Below are 18,056 nucleotides of genomic sequence, written 5' to 3'. Positions count from 1 at the left end.
GAATTTCGGAATGAACAACCGGCATCCCAGCCGGATGGCACTCACTCTGCTTCAGCGGCAGAGTGAGTGTGATTCCAGAATCCGTTTTCTGATCTGCTTATAGTTTTTTCAGAAAGACATTCTTGAAGCGGATCTCACCGCCATGTGTCTGCAGCTGAATCGGACCCGTTTCATAAATCGGATCGTCCTTCTCATAATAGTTATCCATCTTTTTGTTGTCTACCACGAGTTTATCATTCATGTAAACGGTGACCTTGTCCCCCTTCATGATAATCCGGAAATGATTCCATTCACCAAAAGGTTTATCTGCATGCACGAGGGGGTATTTACCTTCGCCTTTATTATTAAACAATCCTCCTGAACCCAGGTTGGCTTTGCGATCCCATTTGCCACCTTCTTTTGTGGTATCCCAGATCTGCACCTGAGGTACGCCACGCAGATAGATCCCACTGTCGGCTTTCGCGACGGTTTTGTAATCAAGCAGCAGCTCGAAATCGCCATAATCTTCGGCTGTGGTCAGGTAAACACCATGCCCGTCATTGACCAGCTCGCCATCTTCCACTGACCAGTGCTCCAGCACATCTTCCCAGTTCTTCTTTAACAACGCTTCCCGCTCGGCTTCCGGCATGTTCTTGACAGCCACCGGGCTTTTACCTTTGACCTGATGGTAGTTCATTCCAATCCAGCCAGAGAGATCTTTCCCGTTGAAGAGCGCGATAAAACCTTCCGGAGGCTGATTCAGCTTCTCCGCTTCCTTTTTATCCCCGGCAAGACCAGCGGAACTTCCCAGCAGGGCAACAGCCAACAGGGAAAAAAGACTTTGTTTAATAAACGACGTTGGATTCATTGTTTGTTCCTCTTGATGCCCGCTGTTGCTCAACAGCGCATTTATTGAGACCAGTCGAAGATTCAGTAACCTTCCTAAGTAATTACTCTAATTGGGACAGAGGGGAAATACAATGTGTCCGTGAAAAACAGCAGGAATTTTCGAAATCTCAAATTGAAACAACCCCCAATCAGTTTTCCAGCCACATTAATTAATCGGGAATTTCCGGCTCGACCAGCTTTGCCAGATGAATCAGCGAGTCCTGCCAGCCCAGGTAGCAGGCCTCTGTGGGAATCACTTCCGGAATACCTTCCTGCACGATATTAATCTCCGTCCCACAGGAAACCTGTTTCAAATCGACGGTTGTTTTCATTTCTCCCGGCAGATTCGAGTCGTCAAATTTTGACGTATAACAAATGCGGGTGTGGGGGACGAGTTCGAGATAAGTGCCCCCAAAGGAGTGGCCGTTCCCCGTGGTAAAATTCGTAAAAGACATTTTATAACCACCTCCCACCTGAGGATCCATCTCGTGAACTCTGGCAGTAAATCCGTCGGGGGGAAGCCAGCGTGCCATAGCATCTTCTTCCAGAAAGGCGCGGTAGATTTTTTCAGGTGTTGTTCGCAGAACGCGATGCAGTCGGACGGTATTGTTGGACATGGCTTCATTCCTTTTCTGAGAGTAATTCTGATCATTAAGTATTTATCAGCAGGTAACATCATGTAGTCGATCAGGAACCATCCGTTTCGACAACAGTTTAAAAAAAAAATGATGCTGCAAATGGAATTCTGCAGACAGCCTTCCGATCCTTGCCTGAAAAGTTTCTGTATAGATTCATCAGTCATAAAATGACTTCCCAAATGCAGAATTGCAAATTTTTGCAGACTGCAATCGGCAACGTTCACCATGCAATATCTTGCACTTTCAACGCAACATATTGCATGCCCTTGCATGGTCTTGCAGATTTGTCATCAAATTTTTGAGAACTCAAAACCAGATATTTCTATCTGTATATCAGCCTGAAATCGCAGGAAAACAGGGTTTTGACACAGTTTTTTTTCAACTCATTTTTGTCTGGTATGCAAATTGCCATAGTAGGCTTCGTTCATTCCATGCGCGTACTGAATTCGTACAAAAATGTGAAATGAGTTTTGCATTCCCCCCTGTCATTCGGCAACAGACGCCGTTTAAACCTGCCTTTGGAATCTAACCTATGCTAGAAGAATTCCTACACAATTTTGCGCACAACCTTTTCAAGCCGTTGCTGCTGTTCTTCTATATGGGATTCCTGATTCCGATCCTCAAAGTACCTTTCGAATTCCCCAAAGCCGTCTACCAGGGATTAACCCTCTATCTGCTGGTTGCAATCGGCTGGCATGGTGGGGAAGAGCTGGCATCGTTATCACTGGCAGAGTTTGGTCAGGCGCTCGGATTCATGGTGATTGGTTTTTTCACGAATCTGTTGATTGGTATCCTGGCCTACCATACTTTAAAGCGGACCACGAAACTACGAGAGGTAGACGCCGCAACGGTCGCCGGCTTCTATGGATCTGATTCAGCAGGTACTTTCGTGACCTGCCTGGGTGTCGTCACTGCAGCCAAAATTGCCTACGCTGCTTATATGCCAGTTCTGCTGGCAGTCATGGAAATTCCGGGCTGCCTGGTCGCGCTTTACCTGGTATCGCGTTTACGTCAGAAAGGGATGGACCCTCAGGGAAACATGCCTGGCGAAGCCGGATATCAGCCTGTTCATCGCAGCGCATTGGCCATGGAAGGATCAGACGGAGGGGAAGTCGCCCTCAATACGGAAGGTCAGCCGCTCAGCCAGCCGCAGGCACACACCACACACGCGCCAGCAACCACTGCAGTGGCAGATAAAGTTCAAACTGAGACGCATCGCGAACTGGCAGCAGAACTCGATGAAGAGAAAAAACCTATCTTCAGTAAAGAACTGTTACACGAAGTCTTTCTGAACCCCGGTCTGTATCTGCTGTTTGGTGGTATTGTGATTGGATTCCTGGGACGACTGCAGGGAAAAGCGGTCACTAATGTGGATGACAACCTGTTCGTCAATATTTTCCATGGGATGTTATGCCTCTTCCTGCTGGAAATGGGAATCACCGCCTGCCGCCGCTTAAAGGACCTCAAAACAGCCGGCTGGCGATTCATTATTTTTGGTGTCGCGGCACCAAACCTGTTTGCCATCTTTGGAATCCTGGTTGCCCACGCCTACAGTATGGTTCTCGGAGAGCATTTTGACCTGGGAACCTATGCCCTGTTTGCTGTCCTGTGTGCAGCAGCTTCTTATATTGCTGTCCCCGCTGTGCAGAGACTGGCCATACCGGAAGCCAGTCCCACGCTTCCACTGGCAGCCTCGCTCGGACTCACATTTACGTACAACGTGACCATTGGCATCCCCTTATACATGTTGATTGCTCAACTGGTTATGAATTCGTTCCCAGTAGGATAAGCGGATTCGCTCTGGCTGGCTGCCCTGTACTGAGCCAGCCAGAGTAATCCAGTCTTCTATAGTGCTTAAATGGATTGAAATAATTTCTTGCGGTTGCATTCAATTTATCCCGGGTCCGTCAAGAACACACAGGAATTGGTCATATGAAAACAACGATAGAACTGACAAAAGTGATTGTCATAACCGAAACGCATTTTGAACAGGAAATGTTAAACCATTTCCGCGAACTGGGGATCAAAGGCTTCACCTGCATGAACTGCTGGGGGCAGGGGCACCATCAGGTCTACGACGAGCCATTCATCGGCCACTCACAGACACGCATCGAAATCATCACAACAGAAGAGATTGCAGATTCCATTGTCGATTACTGTCGTCAGCCAAGGTTTGAAACCCACGCAGTCACCGCGTACCTGGAAACCGTTCGTGTTCGCGAACCGGCAAAATTTATTGCCTGATCAACGAGTTGGAATACAGGACACTCAGAACTTTAAGAAACAGGGTTTAGCGTAGTTTGCCAGTCACCTTCATGTGCTTACTTTGGCGGGTAGCTGACATGATGGATGACTGGCAACTGCGCATTCCTGTAATCACCTCCGGCCCGCTTTTATTCTATGCACCTCACGGGACGAGCTTTATTTTCTTTTTTGCACTCGCTGCAGTCTCCCAAACAGCCCTCCCTCTCGAGTTAAACTCATCCGCTCCCTTGATATAAGGCTCTTTTGAAGAGTACCATGTGTTTCTGTTTTCTTGAAAGAAAATTCCAATTGAGCTGATGAATGACACCAGGGACGCGAAGGAAATAACATGTGTGCGATGGTGTCAAACTGGTTGCCAACCTCTGTTTGAAGACCCGGGGAGAAATAGCTGCCGAAGGTCAGTTTCCGGTGAATCTCCTGCCAGTAATCCCGGTTGGAATGTGAAGTACCAACCTCAGAAATATAAAGAGTCCATTCCAATGCAACAGACAAAGATAAATTCAGCTTCACCCGTAACATTCCTGCGGATCGTAATTGTATTCGCCGTAATATCAGCCTGCGGCTTTTCCGACAGACTGGTTAGTGCAGACAAACCTCAACCCGCCCCTGCGTTTAAGAAAATCCTGTTTCTGGGTAACAGCATCACCCTGCATGGACCTTCAAAGAAAATTGGCTGGGAAGGCAACTGGGGCATGGCAGCCAGCAGTCTCGACAGGGATTACGTCCACATCGTCACCGACTCGCTCACCAAATCGAGTGGGAACAAGCCTCAAACAATGGTAAAAAACATCGCCGCCTTTGAACGGCAATATGCAACTTACAATCTGAAAGAACAGTTGCAGGATGCTTTCGCGTTTCAGCCTGATCTGGTGATACTCGCGATAGGAGAAAACGTCCCCCAACTCAAAACAGCAGAGGAGCAGGGGAAGTTTCAGGCCAGCGTAGAACAATTACTCAAGCAACTGCAAAAGGACAATCATCCGACGATCATCGTGCGCAGCAGCTTCTGGTCAAACAAGCTGAAAGACGAAGCATTACGCCAGGCCTGTCAGAACACTGGCGGGACTTTTGTCGATATCAGTCGCCTTGGTAAAGACGAAAAGAACTATGCCCGTTCGGAACGCGATTTCCAGCACGCCGGTGTCGCCGCCCATCCTGGTGATCAGGGGATGCAGGCCATTGCCGACGCGATTCTGAAAGCGATTCAAATCAGATAACCGCTGAGTGAAATCGTATCTCTCACGACTTGAATTTCTGCTTATCAATCCCATACTGCTTCATCTTCCTGAGCAGTGTCCGTCGGCTGATGCCTGCTTCCTCGGCGGTCTCAGCCACTCGGCCTGCATGCTGTTTGAGCTTGGCCTGCAGATACTCCCGTTCCAGTTCTTCAATCACCGGATCCAGATTCTCCTGCAACGATCGGGCCGGGTCGACACTCTTTCTCCACACCGCCTGCTTCTTGTGCTCCTGCGTCTGAGATGTCTCAACCAGATTCGTATTCCGCAGCTTGTCGAAATCGTGTGACGTCAAGGCTGACTGCGTACGTTCCAGCACCAGTCGCTCGCTGAAGTTTTCCAGCTGACGTACGTTTCCCGGCCATTCATACTCCAGCAGCGCATCCAAAAAACTGTCAGTAAAAGTCGGCGGTTCTAATCCATAATGTTTCGCCAGTCGTTTCGTGAAGTGACCGAACAGCAGAAACACATCTTCCGGGCGCTGACGCAAGGGTGGCACATTGACGCGAATCACATCCAGGCGGTAAAACAGATCTTCGCGAAAGTTCCCCTCACGTACGGCTTCATCCAGCAGAACATTCGTCGCCGCCACGATCCGCACGTCAATCTCCAGCTCTACCTGGCTGCCCACCGGTCGAATCCGCTTTTCCTGCAGCATCCGCAACAGACACTGCTGCGCCTCAGGAGGCATGTCGCCGATCTCGTCCAGGAACAGGGTCCCTTTATTCGCATGCATCACCAGTCCCTTCTTGGCACGATCCGCTCCCGTAAACGCGCCCTTCTCATGACCGAATAATTCGGAATTGATCAGGTCAGGGGGGATGCTCGCACAGTTCGCCGCCACAAATCGTCCTTCGCGTCCGGAGCGTCGATGTACGGCCCGCGCCAGCAGTTCCTTCCCTGTGCCGGTCTCGCCGACAATCAACACGGTAGCATCAGTTGGTGCCACACGCGTGCAGAGTTCAAACAGATCCCACATCTCACTACTGCGGCTCAACATGGATTCAAATCGCGCGCCTTTACTCCGCTGACGACTCAAGTCATGCATTCGCGGCAGAAACTTCTGATTCTGCAGTGTCGATTCAATAACTTCCGCCAGCTTCGACTCCTGGCGATTCAAAACAACATCTTGAGCACCTGCCTGAAAATAAGTGCGCACGGTGGCCCCTTCCGCCTGAGGCGCCCAGACCAGTACATCCGTCAGTGGCCATTGACTCCGCAGCGAAAGTATCACCGCCCGCGTCGCATCATGATCATGGGGAACAGTCTGAATGACGAACAGCCGGGGAGGTCGTGGGAACTCGGTCGTCAGTAACTGATCTGCAACTGTCAATCGAATCAGATCACAATCCAGCGACTGCAGCGCTCCTTTGGAACTGCGGCTCTGCAGACAACAGACAATCAATGGTTTTTGCATCTCACCTCCCGGGAAGACATCCGTAGAGATTCATAGAGCGCATTAGATCTGAAACCGGAAAATTCGGCTCAGATCGGGAATCTCCGAATGCGACACCAGCTTCCCATTCTATCAACCTGGGCACATATGAGACAAGCCTGTCACATATTTTGAGCCATTCATGTCTCATTTATACTTTTTGTCTGAACCGGAAATTGGCATGACCTTTGCTACCCTTAACAGGCAGAACATTGGCTCGAGGATGAACTATTCAGGAGAAATTCGATTAACAGGACTTGTTGTAACTCCCGTTCAGGAATCAGAAAAGCCAGTTGTCGGTCGTTGAGCCACCAATGTGATCACTCAGCGTGCAATGTGAAGCCGCTGAGAGAACCGCTGGTAGCTGGTTTTCAAACGATCCGCAAACTAATTCTACGCACTCACATAACGTCTCGCCCCGTCCCCACGAATACAAATGTCATCCCGGATGTATTCGTCAATCCCAATATTCACTCACTGATTTTGAACAAACAGGACTCAATCTAATGGCCCGAAATGTGTTAAAGAACTCGTCACAAGCGGAGACCAGCACCGCCAGGCTGACCCGAAACAAACGCGGCGATCTCAAAATCACCCTGATCAGTCTGCACGGACTGATTCGGGGACATGACTGCGAGCTGGGTCGCGACGCCGACACTGGAGGTCAGGTCAAATATGTACTCGAACTTGCCCGTGAGCTTGCCGCACATTCTCATGTACGTGAAGTTGAACTGCTCACCCGGCAGATCATCGATCCTAAAGTGGACGACGATTATGCCCAGGTTGAGGAACAACTTTCTGAAAATGCCAAGATCGTCCGCATCCCCTTTGGCCCCAAACGCTACCTGCGGAAAGAATCGCTCTGGCCTTACCTCGAACTCTTTATCGATCAGACACTGCAGCATTTCCGCCGCACCGGTCTGCCAGACATCATCCACGGCCACTACGCCGATGCAGGAGTCGCCGGCGCCCAACTGGCTCGCCTGTTACATATTCCCTACGTCTTTACCGGTCACTCACTGGGCCGCGTTAAACGACAGCGTCTCTCGCTGGGCAATGAAGAGAACCAGGCGGTCGAAAGACTGGAGAGCAAATACAAATTCACTTCGCGGATCGAAGCAGAGGAACTGGCTCTGGAAACAGCGTCCATGGTTGTGACCAGCACCAATCAGGAAGTTCAGCAACAGTACGAACTTTACGACCATTACCAGCCCGCCCGCATGGAAGTCATTCCGCCTGGCGTTGACCTCACCAATTTTTCACCGGCGAAGAAAGACTGGACCACGCCTAAAATTGCAGCTGATCTCAACTGCTTTTTACAGGAACCAGACAAGCCCATGATTCTCACCATGGCCCGCCCTGATGAGCGAAAAAACCTGGAAATGCTGGTCCGTGTCTATGGAGAAAGCGAACAACTGCAGGAACTCGCCAATCTCGTGCTGGTCATGGGCACACGCGACGATATGCGCGACCTTCCCAAGGCGCAGCGCAGAATTATCAATCACGTTCTGTACCTGATCGACCGTTATAACCTTTACGGAAAAGTCGCGTATCCCAAAACCCATAAACCAGATGACGTTCCCGAACTGTATCGCCTGGCGACCTCACTGAAAGGGGTCTTCATCAATCCAGCGCTTACTGAACCGTTCGGGCTGACACTGCTCGAAGCGGGCGCTACCGGCTTACCAATTGTCGCGACCAATGACGGCGGACCCCGCGATATTATTGCCAACTGCAAAAACGGTCTGCTTGTGGACCCGCTGGATAAATCGGCTATCGAACACGCATTGCTCCGCACATTAACCGAACCCGAGCAGTGGACGGAATGGTCTGATAACGGCATCAAAGGAACCCGCGAGCATTATTCCTGGCATCATCATGCAGAACGTTATCTGCGCGATCTGGATGATATTCTGGAGCATTCACCCGCTCCCGTATTGGCTGATCTGGCAGAGAAATCCACCACACGGCGACTCCCTGAATTTGACCGGTTGATAATCACCGATCTGGACAATACACTGACCGGTGATGATGAAGCTCTTAAAGAATTTATTGAGCTGATTCGCGAGAATGACCACATCGGCTTCGGCATCGCCACCGGTCGTCGACTCGATTCTGCGATGGAACTGATTAAAGAGCTGGGACTCCCTCAACCGGATCTCATCGACACCGACGCAGGAACACAGTTACACTACGGCGAAAACCTGACTCCAGACCTCAGCTGGCGTAAATCCATCGATTATGCCTGGAAACCGCAGCAGATTCGAGATGTCCTCGATATGCAGCCCGGTTTTTATCCGCAGATCGAAGAACATCAGTCTGAATTTAAAATCAGTTATGAAATCGACACCAGTGTCAGCCCCAGTATCACAACCATCAAAAAAATTCTTCGGGAGGCCGGATTACGTGCTAAGGTTATTATGTCACTGGGTATGTATCTGGATATCATCCCGGTGCGGGGGGGAAGTGATCTTTCCATGAGACACGTACTCTGGAAATGGGGGTTCGCCCCGGAACATGTCCTCGTTTCCGGTGATTCCGGCAATGACGCCGGCATGCTGCTGGGTCGCACACTGGGTGTAGTTGTCGGAAACCACAGTGAAGAGCTCGAACGACTCCGCAATCGGCCACGCGTTTATTTCGCAGAGGCTTCCCACGCGGCGGGTATTCTCGAAGGCATCAGGTATTACAACTTCTTAGACAAGATTACTATTCCCAACGATCGGATCGAATGAGCACCGCGCAGGATGAGATTGACTTCAAAGCGGATCTGACACTGCAGCGCCTGCAGCCTCAGTTGCAGGAAGTCTGGCGAACCAGCCAGATCGATGATGTCAAAAAACATGAATTTGAATTGAGACTGACTGAGCACTGGCGGCCCCTGTTTGGACTGCTGTTTGAGCTCTACAGTTCCCGGTACGACTTCTTTTATCATATCGAACAGGTACTGCTGACCGCGGCCCGTGGCTGGGCAGATCGTCCGGACGATCTCTGCGCCCTCGACCGCCATCGCATCAATGAACCCAACTGGTTTCAGTCAGAACGCATCAGCGGGGGCGCCCTGTATGTGGACCTGTTCGGGGAAAATCTCAGCAAACTCCGTGAGCAGGTAGGCTACTTCAAAAACCTGGGGCTCACCTATCTGCACTTAATGCCTCTGTTTGCAGTCCGCCCCGGCAACAATGACGGCGGCTACGCGATCAGTACCTATCGTTCTGTCGACCCGCGTCTGGGAACCATCGACGATCTCCGCCTGCTGGCAGCAGACCTGCGCGAAGCAGGGATCTCACTCGTACTTGACTTTGTCTTCAATCACACCTCCGACGATCACGAGTGGGCCAAACTGGCTCAATCCGGCAATCGTGAGTTCCAGGAATACTATTATATTTTCCCCGATCGGGAAAAACCCGAACAATACGAGCGCACACTGCGTGAAATCTTTCCCACGGTCCGCCGCGGAAACTTCACCTGGCACGACGGAATGCAACAGTGGGTCTGGACCTCATTTAACAGTTTCCAGTGGGACCTGAACTACACGAATCCCGCCGTCTTTCGCGCCATGCTCGATGAAATGTTTTTCATCGCCAATACCGGCATCGATATTCTGCGGCTCGACGCCGTCGCCTTCATCTGGAAACAGATGGGCACGAACTGCGAAAACCTGCCCCAGGCTCACACACTGATCCAGGCCTTCAACCGCCTGGCACGCATTGCAACCCCCGGCCTGTTGTTCAAATCCGAAGCCATCGTGCACCCCGACGATGTCGTGAAATATATCAGCGAACACGAGTGTCAGATTTCTTATAACCCGACACTGATGGCGCTGCTCTGGGAATCGCTGGCGACAAGAAATGTCTCATTGCTCGTTCAGACACTCAGACATCGCTACAAACTCCCCAAAAACACGGCCTGGGTAAACTACCTGCGCTGTCACGACGATATCGGCTGGACCTTTGATGACGCGGACGCCCAGGCGATCGGCATCAACGCCTACGACCATCGTAAGTTCCTCAACGATTTCTATACAGGTCAGTTTCCCGGCTCCTTCGCGCGCGGCGTCCCGTTTCAGGAAAACCATGAGACCGGCGACATGCGGATTTCCGGGACCATGGCATCTCTCGCCGGGCTTGAACAGGCGATCGAAGAAGACAATGAAGAGAAAAAGGAACTGGCGCTGCGCCGCATGCTGCTGCTGCACGGTGTTTCCCTGAGTATCGGCGGAATTCCGCTCCTCTATCTCGGAGAAGAGTGGGGCATGTTGAACGATTACGATTTCGTGAAAGACCCCGCGAAAGCTGGCGACTCCCGCTGGATTCATCGTCCCAAAATGCAATGGAAGTTTCTTGAAGAACTGGACGACCACATCCAGTCAGGCAACGGTTCGATTCGCTCTACCATTTTTCGATCGACACAGAAACTCATCGCGCTACGAAAATCTCTGCCTGCGCTCGCAGGGCAGGACATGGAACTCATCGCCACAGCCAATGAGCACATTCTCGGATACGTTCGCCTCTACGAAGGCAATCGCCTGATCGTGCTCGCGAATTTCTCTGACGAAACGCAGGAGATCGAAGGCAACAAACTCCGTACTGCAGGGCTCGGACGATTTTTCCTGAATGTCATTGACGACAAAACTTACGCCACATCAGAGCAACTGGTTCTGGCCCCGTACCAGATTCTCTGGCTGAACCGCGTTTAATTGAGGGAGCAATTGATGCCTACTCAGAATGCTGCTGCGCCATTGACAGAACAGGTGCTTGCCACCGATCTGGACGGAACCCTGATCCCATTGCATCAGGATCCCCAAAATCAGTCAGACCTGCAACTCCTGACAGAACAGTTCCAGGCCCGTGGCAACTCCCTGATCTTTGTGACAGGCAGACATTTCGAGTCCGTCTCGCAAGCCATCAATGAATTTCATCTCCCCGTTCCTGAGTGGATCATCTGCGATGTCGGCACTTCCATTTTTCAGCGACAGGAATCGAGGGAATTCACACTGGTCACCGCCTACCAGGACTATCAGGATCAGATTATCGCCTCGATGCCAATTGATACATTGCGCGAACAGTTAGCAACCATCGACGGACTCCGTCTCCAGGAAGCAGTCAAACAGGGCCGTTTCAAACTCAGTTTTTATGCTGACGCAGATCAACTGGAAATGCTCGTTGATCGTGTTCAGGATCTTCTCACAGAAACCGATGCCCCTTACTCGATTATCCACAGCGTCGATCCCTTTAATGGCGACGGCCTGATTGATCTTTTGCCGGCCACCGTTTCCAAAGCACTCGCACTGGAATGGTGGACCCGGAACAATGGTTATCACTCTGAAAACATCGTCTTTTCCGGCGACTCCGGAAATGATCTGGCAGCTTTGACGGCCGGCTATCGCACCATCCTGGTAGGAAATGCAGACCGCCAGCTGGCACAACGCGTTTTTAACCTTCACCAGTCTTCCGGCTGGAAAAACCGGCTTTATCTCGCGAAAGGAACAGCCACTTCAGGTGTACTCGAAGGCTGTCGCTGGTTTGGCCTCGCAGAACAGACTCCACCGGAAAACATCCGGACAGGAGCGACTCCGCTTACCGTTGATTCCACCTGCTTTCGAGTCTGGGCTCCGCTACGGAAACAGGTCGCCGTTGAACTGCTGAAAGAAAATCAGGCAGACTCGATACAGCATCCCCTGACACGCACAGAGCAGGGCTACTTTGAAGGTACGTTCAACCACATCCGCCCGGGAGACCACTACCTGTATCGCCTTGACGATCAGGTTTCCCGACCCGATCCTGTTTCCCGGTATCAACCCCAGGGTGTGCATGCCGCTTCGCAAATCTGCAATTCGCATGATTTCCCCTGGTCCGATCAATGCTGGCAGGGAATTGAGAAACCGTCCCTGGTCATCTACGAACTGCATTTAGGTACGTTCACAAAAGCAGGGACCTTTCAGGCGGCCATCGAACGTATCCCCGAACTGATTGAACTGGGAATCACCGCGGTCGAAATCATGCCGGTCAATCAGACACCGGGCCGCTGGAACTGGGGCTACGACGGCGTCAATCTGTTCGCCGTTCGCAACACCTACGGTACCCCTGACGATTTTAAAGCCTTCGTTGACGAATGCCATCGCTCTGGTCTCGCCGTCTTCCTCGATGTGGTCTATAACCATCTGGGGCCAGAAGGAAATTACCTATCTGAATTCGGACCTTATTTTTCAGACAGGCACCACACCCCCTGGGGTGAGGCTCTGAATTACGATGGTCCCGATTCCGAAACGGTCCGTCAGTTCGTTACCGACAATGCCGTCTTCTGGCTGGAAGAGTATCATCTGGATGGTTTGCGTCTCGACGCCGTACATTGCATGTATGACGACAGCCATTTCCATATTCTCGAATCAATCAGACAGGCCGTCACCCGACACGACGAAACAGTCAACTGGCCCGTATATCTCTTTGCTGAAACCAACGTCTATAACCACGATCTGATCACCGCGGACAAGAGCAGGGAGGCCTACTCGGGCATCTGGTGTGACTGCCTGATGTATTCCCTCTATTCTCATGCGCTGCCTGACGTGCACCTCACACATCGAAACTACGAGGGAGCCTCAGATCTGATCCAGTCGCTGCAGTACGGTTACATCTATGCGGGACATGAAAATAAGCGTGTGACCGATTCACAGCGAATCAGAGAAAACACCAGCCAGTATTTGTCTTCACTGGTAATCGCCCTCCAGACTCATGACAGTGTCGGCAATCATCCGCATGGCAAGCGCATTCACCAGTTGACATCTAAATCCTTCCAGAAAGCTGCTGCTGCACTTGTCCTGCTCTATCCGGGCATACCACTGATCTTCATGGGAGAAGAATTCGCAACTTCCGCGCCGTTCCCGTTCTTCGTCGACTTTGAGGACCGCCACCTGCGCGACGCCGTCGATGTCGGCCGCCGGGGAGACTACCCGCCTCACATCTGGCAGGATGCGCTGCTTCCCTCACAGGCTGAAGCGTTTTTCAACGCCAAATGGAACGAGGCGCCGCTGCGAGACCCGGACATGTTTCACTGGTATCAGCAACTGCTCCAGCTACGCAAGCAGGGCCTCCACGATGGCTGGCTCACACCGGAAAACCTGCAGGTCGCCTGTGACAGTCAGTCCAGTCTCTTTACACTGCAGTACCAGGAGATCAGAATTCAGGTCCGTCTGACTCCCCAGGCAGATACACAGGCGCATCCAGTGTCAGTCCCGTTCACAGGCACTCTGGTCTTGACATCAGAACCAGAGCCCCTTATTGAGAACGACCAGATTCTCCTCTTTCCCAGTCATACGATCATTACCCGTGCGTAATGCAGTCACCAGGCTTCAATCGTCCTGCAATGCCGGCATTAACGGTTTCCCCTGGGCGGTTGGCAATTCTACCCCCAGTAACCGGGCCATTGTTGGCGCCACATCAATACTCTGAACTTTGCCCAGCTTGGTTCCCGGCTTGATCCCAAATCCGTTGATCACCAGTGTCGCCAGCATATCGGGCTGATCAGGCAGATAACCATGAGTGCCCCCCGGAGTCTTTCGCGGAGTAACGACATCGTCCCCTTTATCACTGTTTGTAAATGAATAACCGGACTTCGCAGACAGCCAGAAATCGGGAGCATGCGAATCCTCAGCAGGAGTGGGCTGCCCCAGCTTTGTATATTCGTCTTTATCCAAAACCGCCTGAATCCCTTCCACGGCTGCAAATTTCTTCTTCAGTTCTGCTTTCATTTCGTCCCGCTTTGCGTCATCCAGCAGATAGACCATGCAGGCCCCTCCCTGTGACAGACAGTAAGCCTGCTTCTTCTCTTTGGTAATCAGTCCTGCCTGTTTCAGGAGCACGTTGGGTAGAATATCTTTTGAGATCGGGAAGAACCCATGATCGCTGGCCACGACGAGCGTCGTTTTGTCACGATGCGGGGAACGCTCAATCGCATCCACAATATCCCGCAGACGGTCATCGGCATAACTGACTGCCCAGTACGCTTCCGGGCTCCGCGGGCCATATTTGTGTTCGACATGATCGACCTCAACCAGGTGAATCATCAACAGGTTCGGCGGATGATTTTCGAACAGATGCCGGGCCATGCGTGTATACAGCCAGTCCCGCTTCACACCACCGCCACTCTCGCCCGTCCAGTCACCATGCAGATCAACGGGCAGTCCGGCGTCGCGCAGTTCTTTCAGCCAGATCGGTGTTCCATATTTGGGCCAGGCTTCTTTGCCGAACATGTCAGGCACGGTCCAGTCCAGTGTCCGTGCATTCCGGGTTGCCGGCCAGACGATTCCCGCTGTGACCAGCCCCGCGTTATGAGCAGCATCGTAAATCGTTGGAACCTTAACGATCTGATCCTTATCGAACAGGGGATCAGGAATGAAGGCAACGGATGATGCACTCTTGCGATCCAGATAGTTATTCCCGATCACTCCATGTTTCGCAGGCGTTGTACCTGTTACCAGCGTAGTATGATTCGGCCAGGTGACTGTGGGAAACGAACAGACCATGCCGTCAGCCCGGGCACCAGTCTTTGCCAGCTTTCGCAACGTGGGCATATCGGCCTGGGGATCATCCAGATAAAAATTGGCCAGTCCGTCCACGCTGACCAGAATCACACACCGGTCTTCATGAGGTTCAACAGCCTGGGCCGTCTCGAATGAACAGAACAGCCACACCACAGCTAACAGATAAGCAGTCATCATCCCGCGCATGGAAGAGGTCTCCAGATGGTAGTGAAAGATCAGATATCCCCGGATTGCAATGCCACCCGGCTCTTATCCATTCTGGAATTCTTCCCGCAACAATGCAACCTCACACGACCGAATGGAATACAGGTCAGGTCGGTTCTGTTTTGGCCACAACTTCAGGTTGTTTATGTTCCCGTTTCCCTTTTCGGGACTTGCCACGCAGTTCATCCGCACGGAATGAACGATACAGACCAACGGGGAAACGCATCATGCGGAACGGTGTGACACCTACCAGTTTCATCACCACCTGAGCAGTCCAGTGAGAATCGGGCTCGCGGATCGTACGGGCATAGAAGGCCGCCACCAGTCGCATCAGCAGACTGATTGTAAAAATCATGTGAAAATTGTTGTACTCTGAACCAAAGATCGTCACGGTCCAGTCGGAAGCGAGCACCAGAAATCCCCCAGCCAATATGGAAGTCACTCCTCCCACCAGCCCCGCAAACGCGGTTCCCGCAGCGATGTACATGGTCCGGTTCTCAGCCGGCGAATTCTTCAGCATAAACCCGTTGTTGGCAATGGCAATGCCAGCGTTGAGCAGGGAATCGACAATAAATACGGGCACCATAATCCAGAAAGCCAGCGTCGGGTCCTGTGGCAGAAACAGCAGGCCAATCATGTTCGTGGACTTAAACGCTGTACACAAAATCAACACAGGTCGGTTGCCGTAATGATCGGCCAGGGAGCCCAGATGTTTAGAAAAGATCGCTCCTCCCAACCAGGCACAGGTCCACAGCAGAAGCAGACGGAACACATCCATCCCGATGTAATCCAGCAGGTAATAGCTGATGAACGGGGCCCCCAGCATCGCCGCAAAATGCCAGAAACAGGTGAAGGAGATAAACGATCGAAAATTAGGATCCTGAAATGGTGTCAGCAGCACTTTTTTCAGTTTCGGTTCTTTGACCTTGGTCACCGGTGGTTCTTCAATTTTCATGTAGAACAGGATATCGAAGACGCCAAAGAAGGCGCCGATACCAACCAGCCAGGCAAATCCATCCCCGATTTCCAGGCCGCTCTTCGCCAGAAAGATCGCACCGCCCAAGAGAGAAATCGCGCCGGTCCAGTACATCCAGACCTGACGATAGCCCCAGTAGTGATTGAGGCCTTTGTGAGGCAGATAATCGCCCAGCCATGACAGCCAGAGCGGAGTCGTGAAGTGGATTAAAGCATGATTCACAGCCGTCAACCCAATCAGCCACCAGAGCTCTGCCGTATGAGACATGTCCGGCAGCAGCCACGCCATCAGAGCAATCGGAACCAGAATCAGCCGCTGGAAAATTGAGATCGGTAACCAGAGCCAGCGGCGGTATTCCAGATGATTCGCGACCACGGCCGCCAGAAACTGGAAAAACAGCATCATCGTCGGCAGTGCCCCCAGAATCCCGATGTGCCAGCCCGTCGCTCCCAGGGAACGTGCGAATTCAATCGTCGCCGGCGACATCGTAAACTGGGTATAAATCATCGCCATACAACCGGCGGCAATTAATGCCCGCTGAGCCGTTTTCAGAGACCACACGATATCTATCCTTAGAAAACAGGGTTTGCAGCATCTGCTGCGCCTATGGTCATCCACACGCCAGTCGAACTCTTACTGGATTCCTGAAGTTTAGCGCTCGGGTCTGAGGGAAACGGAGGGCTGAAACAGGGGGGCTTTTTCAATGTGGCCACAGGTTAATTATTCTCGCTTTCAAATCATCTACATCAGTCAGCAGATGGCCATTCCTGCGCATCATATCAGCGAAGCCAGTCTATTGCGACCGTGATTTTTACAGGAATTTTCGTGCAAACAATATGCCAGAATCATGAGATCTTCCCGGTCTCCGCAGAGACCATTTCGCCCGGAAAATACAGGAAATCACTGATCCAGGCCAAAGGGCTGCGTCAAAGAACCGCACAGGACAGATTGACCATTCCCCCCTGCAGGGGACTAGACAGCTGGTATCAGCGGCGAGTTCACACCCTATGGCCCATTTTCCAAACTGGATGAGCTCGTGCCGAGTCGACCGGAATTCACAAGTAAAATCAGGGAAATCCAGTAATATCTACCTGGGGAAATCAGCTGATCATCAGAGTTTCGATCAGAAATAACATTTGCCAATCACGGTTTTCTGACTAAAGTCGATAAAGAGAGTTTATTTGACCTTTATCACCCTGAAGTGGTTTTCCCTCATGACAGATCAGACAAACAACCGTCCTCGGAAGAAGGGAAGGGAAATGGTCTATATCGCCATCGTCATTGCAATGTGCACACTCTTCTACTTTGGCTGGAAATTCACAGCTCGTAACGCCTACGAGTCAGCCCGGTACACAGTGATTAAATCAGATGGTCCCTTCGAAATTCGAGAGTACCCCGACCTGATGCTGGTATCAACAGACAGCAAAGCACAGCCAGTGGACAAGGACGGACGCTTTATGCGTTTATTCCGGTATATTGATGGTGCAAACCAACAGGAACAGAAAATATCCATGACGACTCCCGTATTTATGGATCCCGAAAATAAACCATCTGACAGACAGATGTCATTCGTCATTCCCCAGCAAACTGCTGCACAGGGTATCCCAGCCCCCACAGGGGAAAATGTTCGCATCCAGCAACGCGAAGGGGGGCAGTTCGCCGTCTACCGGTTTAGCGGGCGAATGAATCAGGCTACCACTGCCGAAGCGGAAAAGAAACTTCGAAACTGGGTGGAACAGAACGGTCTGAGCCAGTCAGGTGGCCTCGAATCAGCCGGCTACGATCCGCCGTGGACTCCGGGAGTGTTTCGTCGAAATGAAGTTCTGATTCGACTGTCACAGCCCATAGATAAGAAATCGGACGCTGAATAAGCCTGCGACAACAGGCTCTAAAGTTC

At 51.6% G+C, this 18,056-nt stretch carries 12 protein-coding genes; 7 read left to right on the top strand and 5 right to left on the bottom strand.

The window, feature by feature from the left end:
- Positions 1–97 precede the first annotated feature (97 nt).
- Together ACN0YN_RS04950 and ACN0YN_RS04945 are read right to left on the bottom strand one after the other, a co-directional pair.
- Positions 98–847, bottom strand: coding sequence for a 3-keto-disaccharide hydrolase (locus ACN0YN_RS04950; RefSeq protein ID WP_417383880.1), 750 nt, complete (start codon positions 845–847; stop codon positions 98–100).
- A gap of 190 nt (positions 848–1,037) precedes the next feature.
- On the bottom strand, positions 1,038–1,484 hold the full coding sequence (locus tag ACN0YN_RS04945) for an SRPBCC family protein (RefSeq protein ID WP_417383879.1): 447 nt from the start codon (positions 1,482–1,484) through the stop codon (positions 1,038–1,040).
- A 553-nt stretch (positions 1,485–2,037) separates the two neighbouring features.
- Here ACN0YN_RS04945 and ACN0YN_RS04940 point away from each other — a divergent pair.
- From ACN0YN_RS04940 to ACN0YN_RS04930, 3 genes are all read left to right on the top strand, one after another.
- On the top strand, positions 2,038–3,294 hold the full coding sequence (locus ACN0YN_RS04940; protein ID WP_417383878.1) for a sodium-dependent bicarbonate transport family permease: 1,257 nt from the start codon (positions 2,038–2,040) through the stop codon (positions 3,292–3,294).
- A 143-nt stretch (positions 3,295–3,437) separates the two neighbouring features.
- Positions 3,438–3,749, top strand: a complete 312-nt coding sequence (locus ACN0YN_RS04935) for a P-II family nitrogen regulator (RefSeq protein ID WP_417383877.1) — start codon at positions 3,438–3,440, stop codon at positions 3,747–3,749.
- A gap of 500 nt (positions 3,750–4,249) precedes the next feature.
- The gene (locus ACN0YN_RS04930) at positions 4,250–4,987 is read left to right on the top strand and encodes an SGNH/GDSL hydrolase family protein (RefSeq protein WP_417383876.1); all 738 of its coding nucleotides are present in this window, start codon (positions 4,250–4,252) and stop codon (positions 4,985–4,987) included.
- Positions 4,988–5,009: 22 nt separating this feature from the next.
- On the opposite strand, the gene ACN0YN_RS04925 is transcribed toward ACN0YN_RS04930, so the two are convergent.
- Positions 5,010–6,422, bottom strand: coding sequence for a sigma-54 interaction domain-containing protein (locus ACN0YN_RS04925; RefSeq protein ID WP_417383875.1), 1,413 nt, complete (start codon positions 6,420–6,422; stop codon positions 5,010–5,012).
- 524 nt (positions 6,423–6,946) lie between these two features.
- On the opposite strand from ACN0YN_RS04925, the gene ACN0YN_RS04920 reads away from it, so the two are divergent.
- From ACN0YN_RS04920 to treZ, 3 genes are read left to right on the top strand one after another with little or no spacing between them, the layout of a single operon-like run.
- Positions 6,947–9,175, top strand: coding sequence for an HAD-IIB family hydrolase (locus ACN0YN_RS04920; RefSeq protein WP_417383874.1), 2,229 nt, complete (start codon positions 6,947–6,949; stop codon positions 9,173–9,175).
- Positions 9,172–11,139: an alpha-amylase family glycosyl hydrolase gene (locus tag ACN0YN_RS04915; RefSeq protein WP_417383873.1), complete on the top strand. Its 1,968-nt coding sequence runs from the start codon at positions 9,172–9,174 to the stop codon at positions 11,137–11,139. The genes ACN0YN_RS04920 and ACN0YN_RS04915 overlap by 4 nt, the downstream gene beginning before the upstream one ends.
- Before the next feature lie 15 nt (positions 11,140–11,154).
- Complete coding sequence (treZ, locus tag ACN0YN_RS04910; RefSeq protein WP_417383872.1) at positions 11,155–13,773, top strand: malto-oligosyltrehalose trehalohydrolase; 2,619 nt, start codon at positions 11,155–11,157, stop codon at positions 13,771–13,773.
- A gap of 15 nt (positions 13,774–13,788) precedes the next feature.
- Here the strand turns inward: treZ and ACN0YN_RS04905 are convergent, their stop codons facing one another.
- The gene (locus tag ACN0YN_RS04905) at positions 13,789–15,165 is read right to left on the bottom strand and encodes an alkaline phosphatase family protein (protein ID WP_417383871.1); all 1,377 of its coding nucleotides are present in this window, start codon (positions 15,163–15,165) and stop codon (positions 13,789–13,791) included.
- Between the two features lie 124 nt (positions 15,166–15,289).
- Entirely contained in the window at positions 15,290–16,720 is a 1,431-nt protein-coding gene (locus tag ACN0YN_RS04900; RefSeq protein ID WP_417383870.1) for an MFS transporter, read from the bottom strand.
- A gap of 653 nt (positions 16,721–17,373) precedes the next feature.
- Between ACN0YN_RS04900 and ACN0YN_RS04895 the strand changes: the two genes are divergently transcribed.
- Positions 17,374–18,030 (top strand): SOUL family heme-binding protein, encoded by a 657-nt coding sequence (locus tag ACN0YN_RS04895; RefSeq protein WP_417383869.1) that lies wholly within the window; start codon positions 17,374–17,376, stop codon positions 18,028–18,030.
- Positions 18,031–18,056 lie beyond the last annotated feature (26 nt).

It is taken from the genome of Gimesia sp., assembly GCF_048260065.1.
Taxonomy (GTDB): Bacteria; Planctomycetota; Planctomycetia; order Planctomycetales; family Planctomycetaceae; genus Gimesia.
Note: the sequence above shows the minus strand (reverse complement) of the source record. Positions and strands in the feature narration are given on the sequence as shown.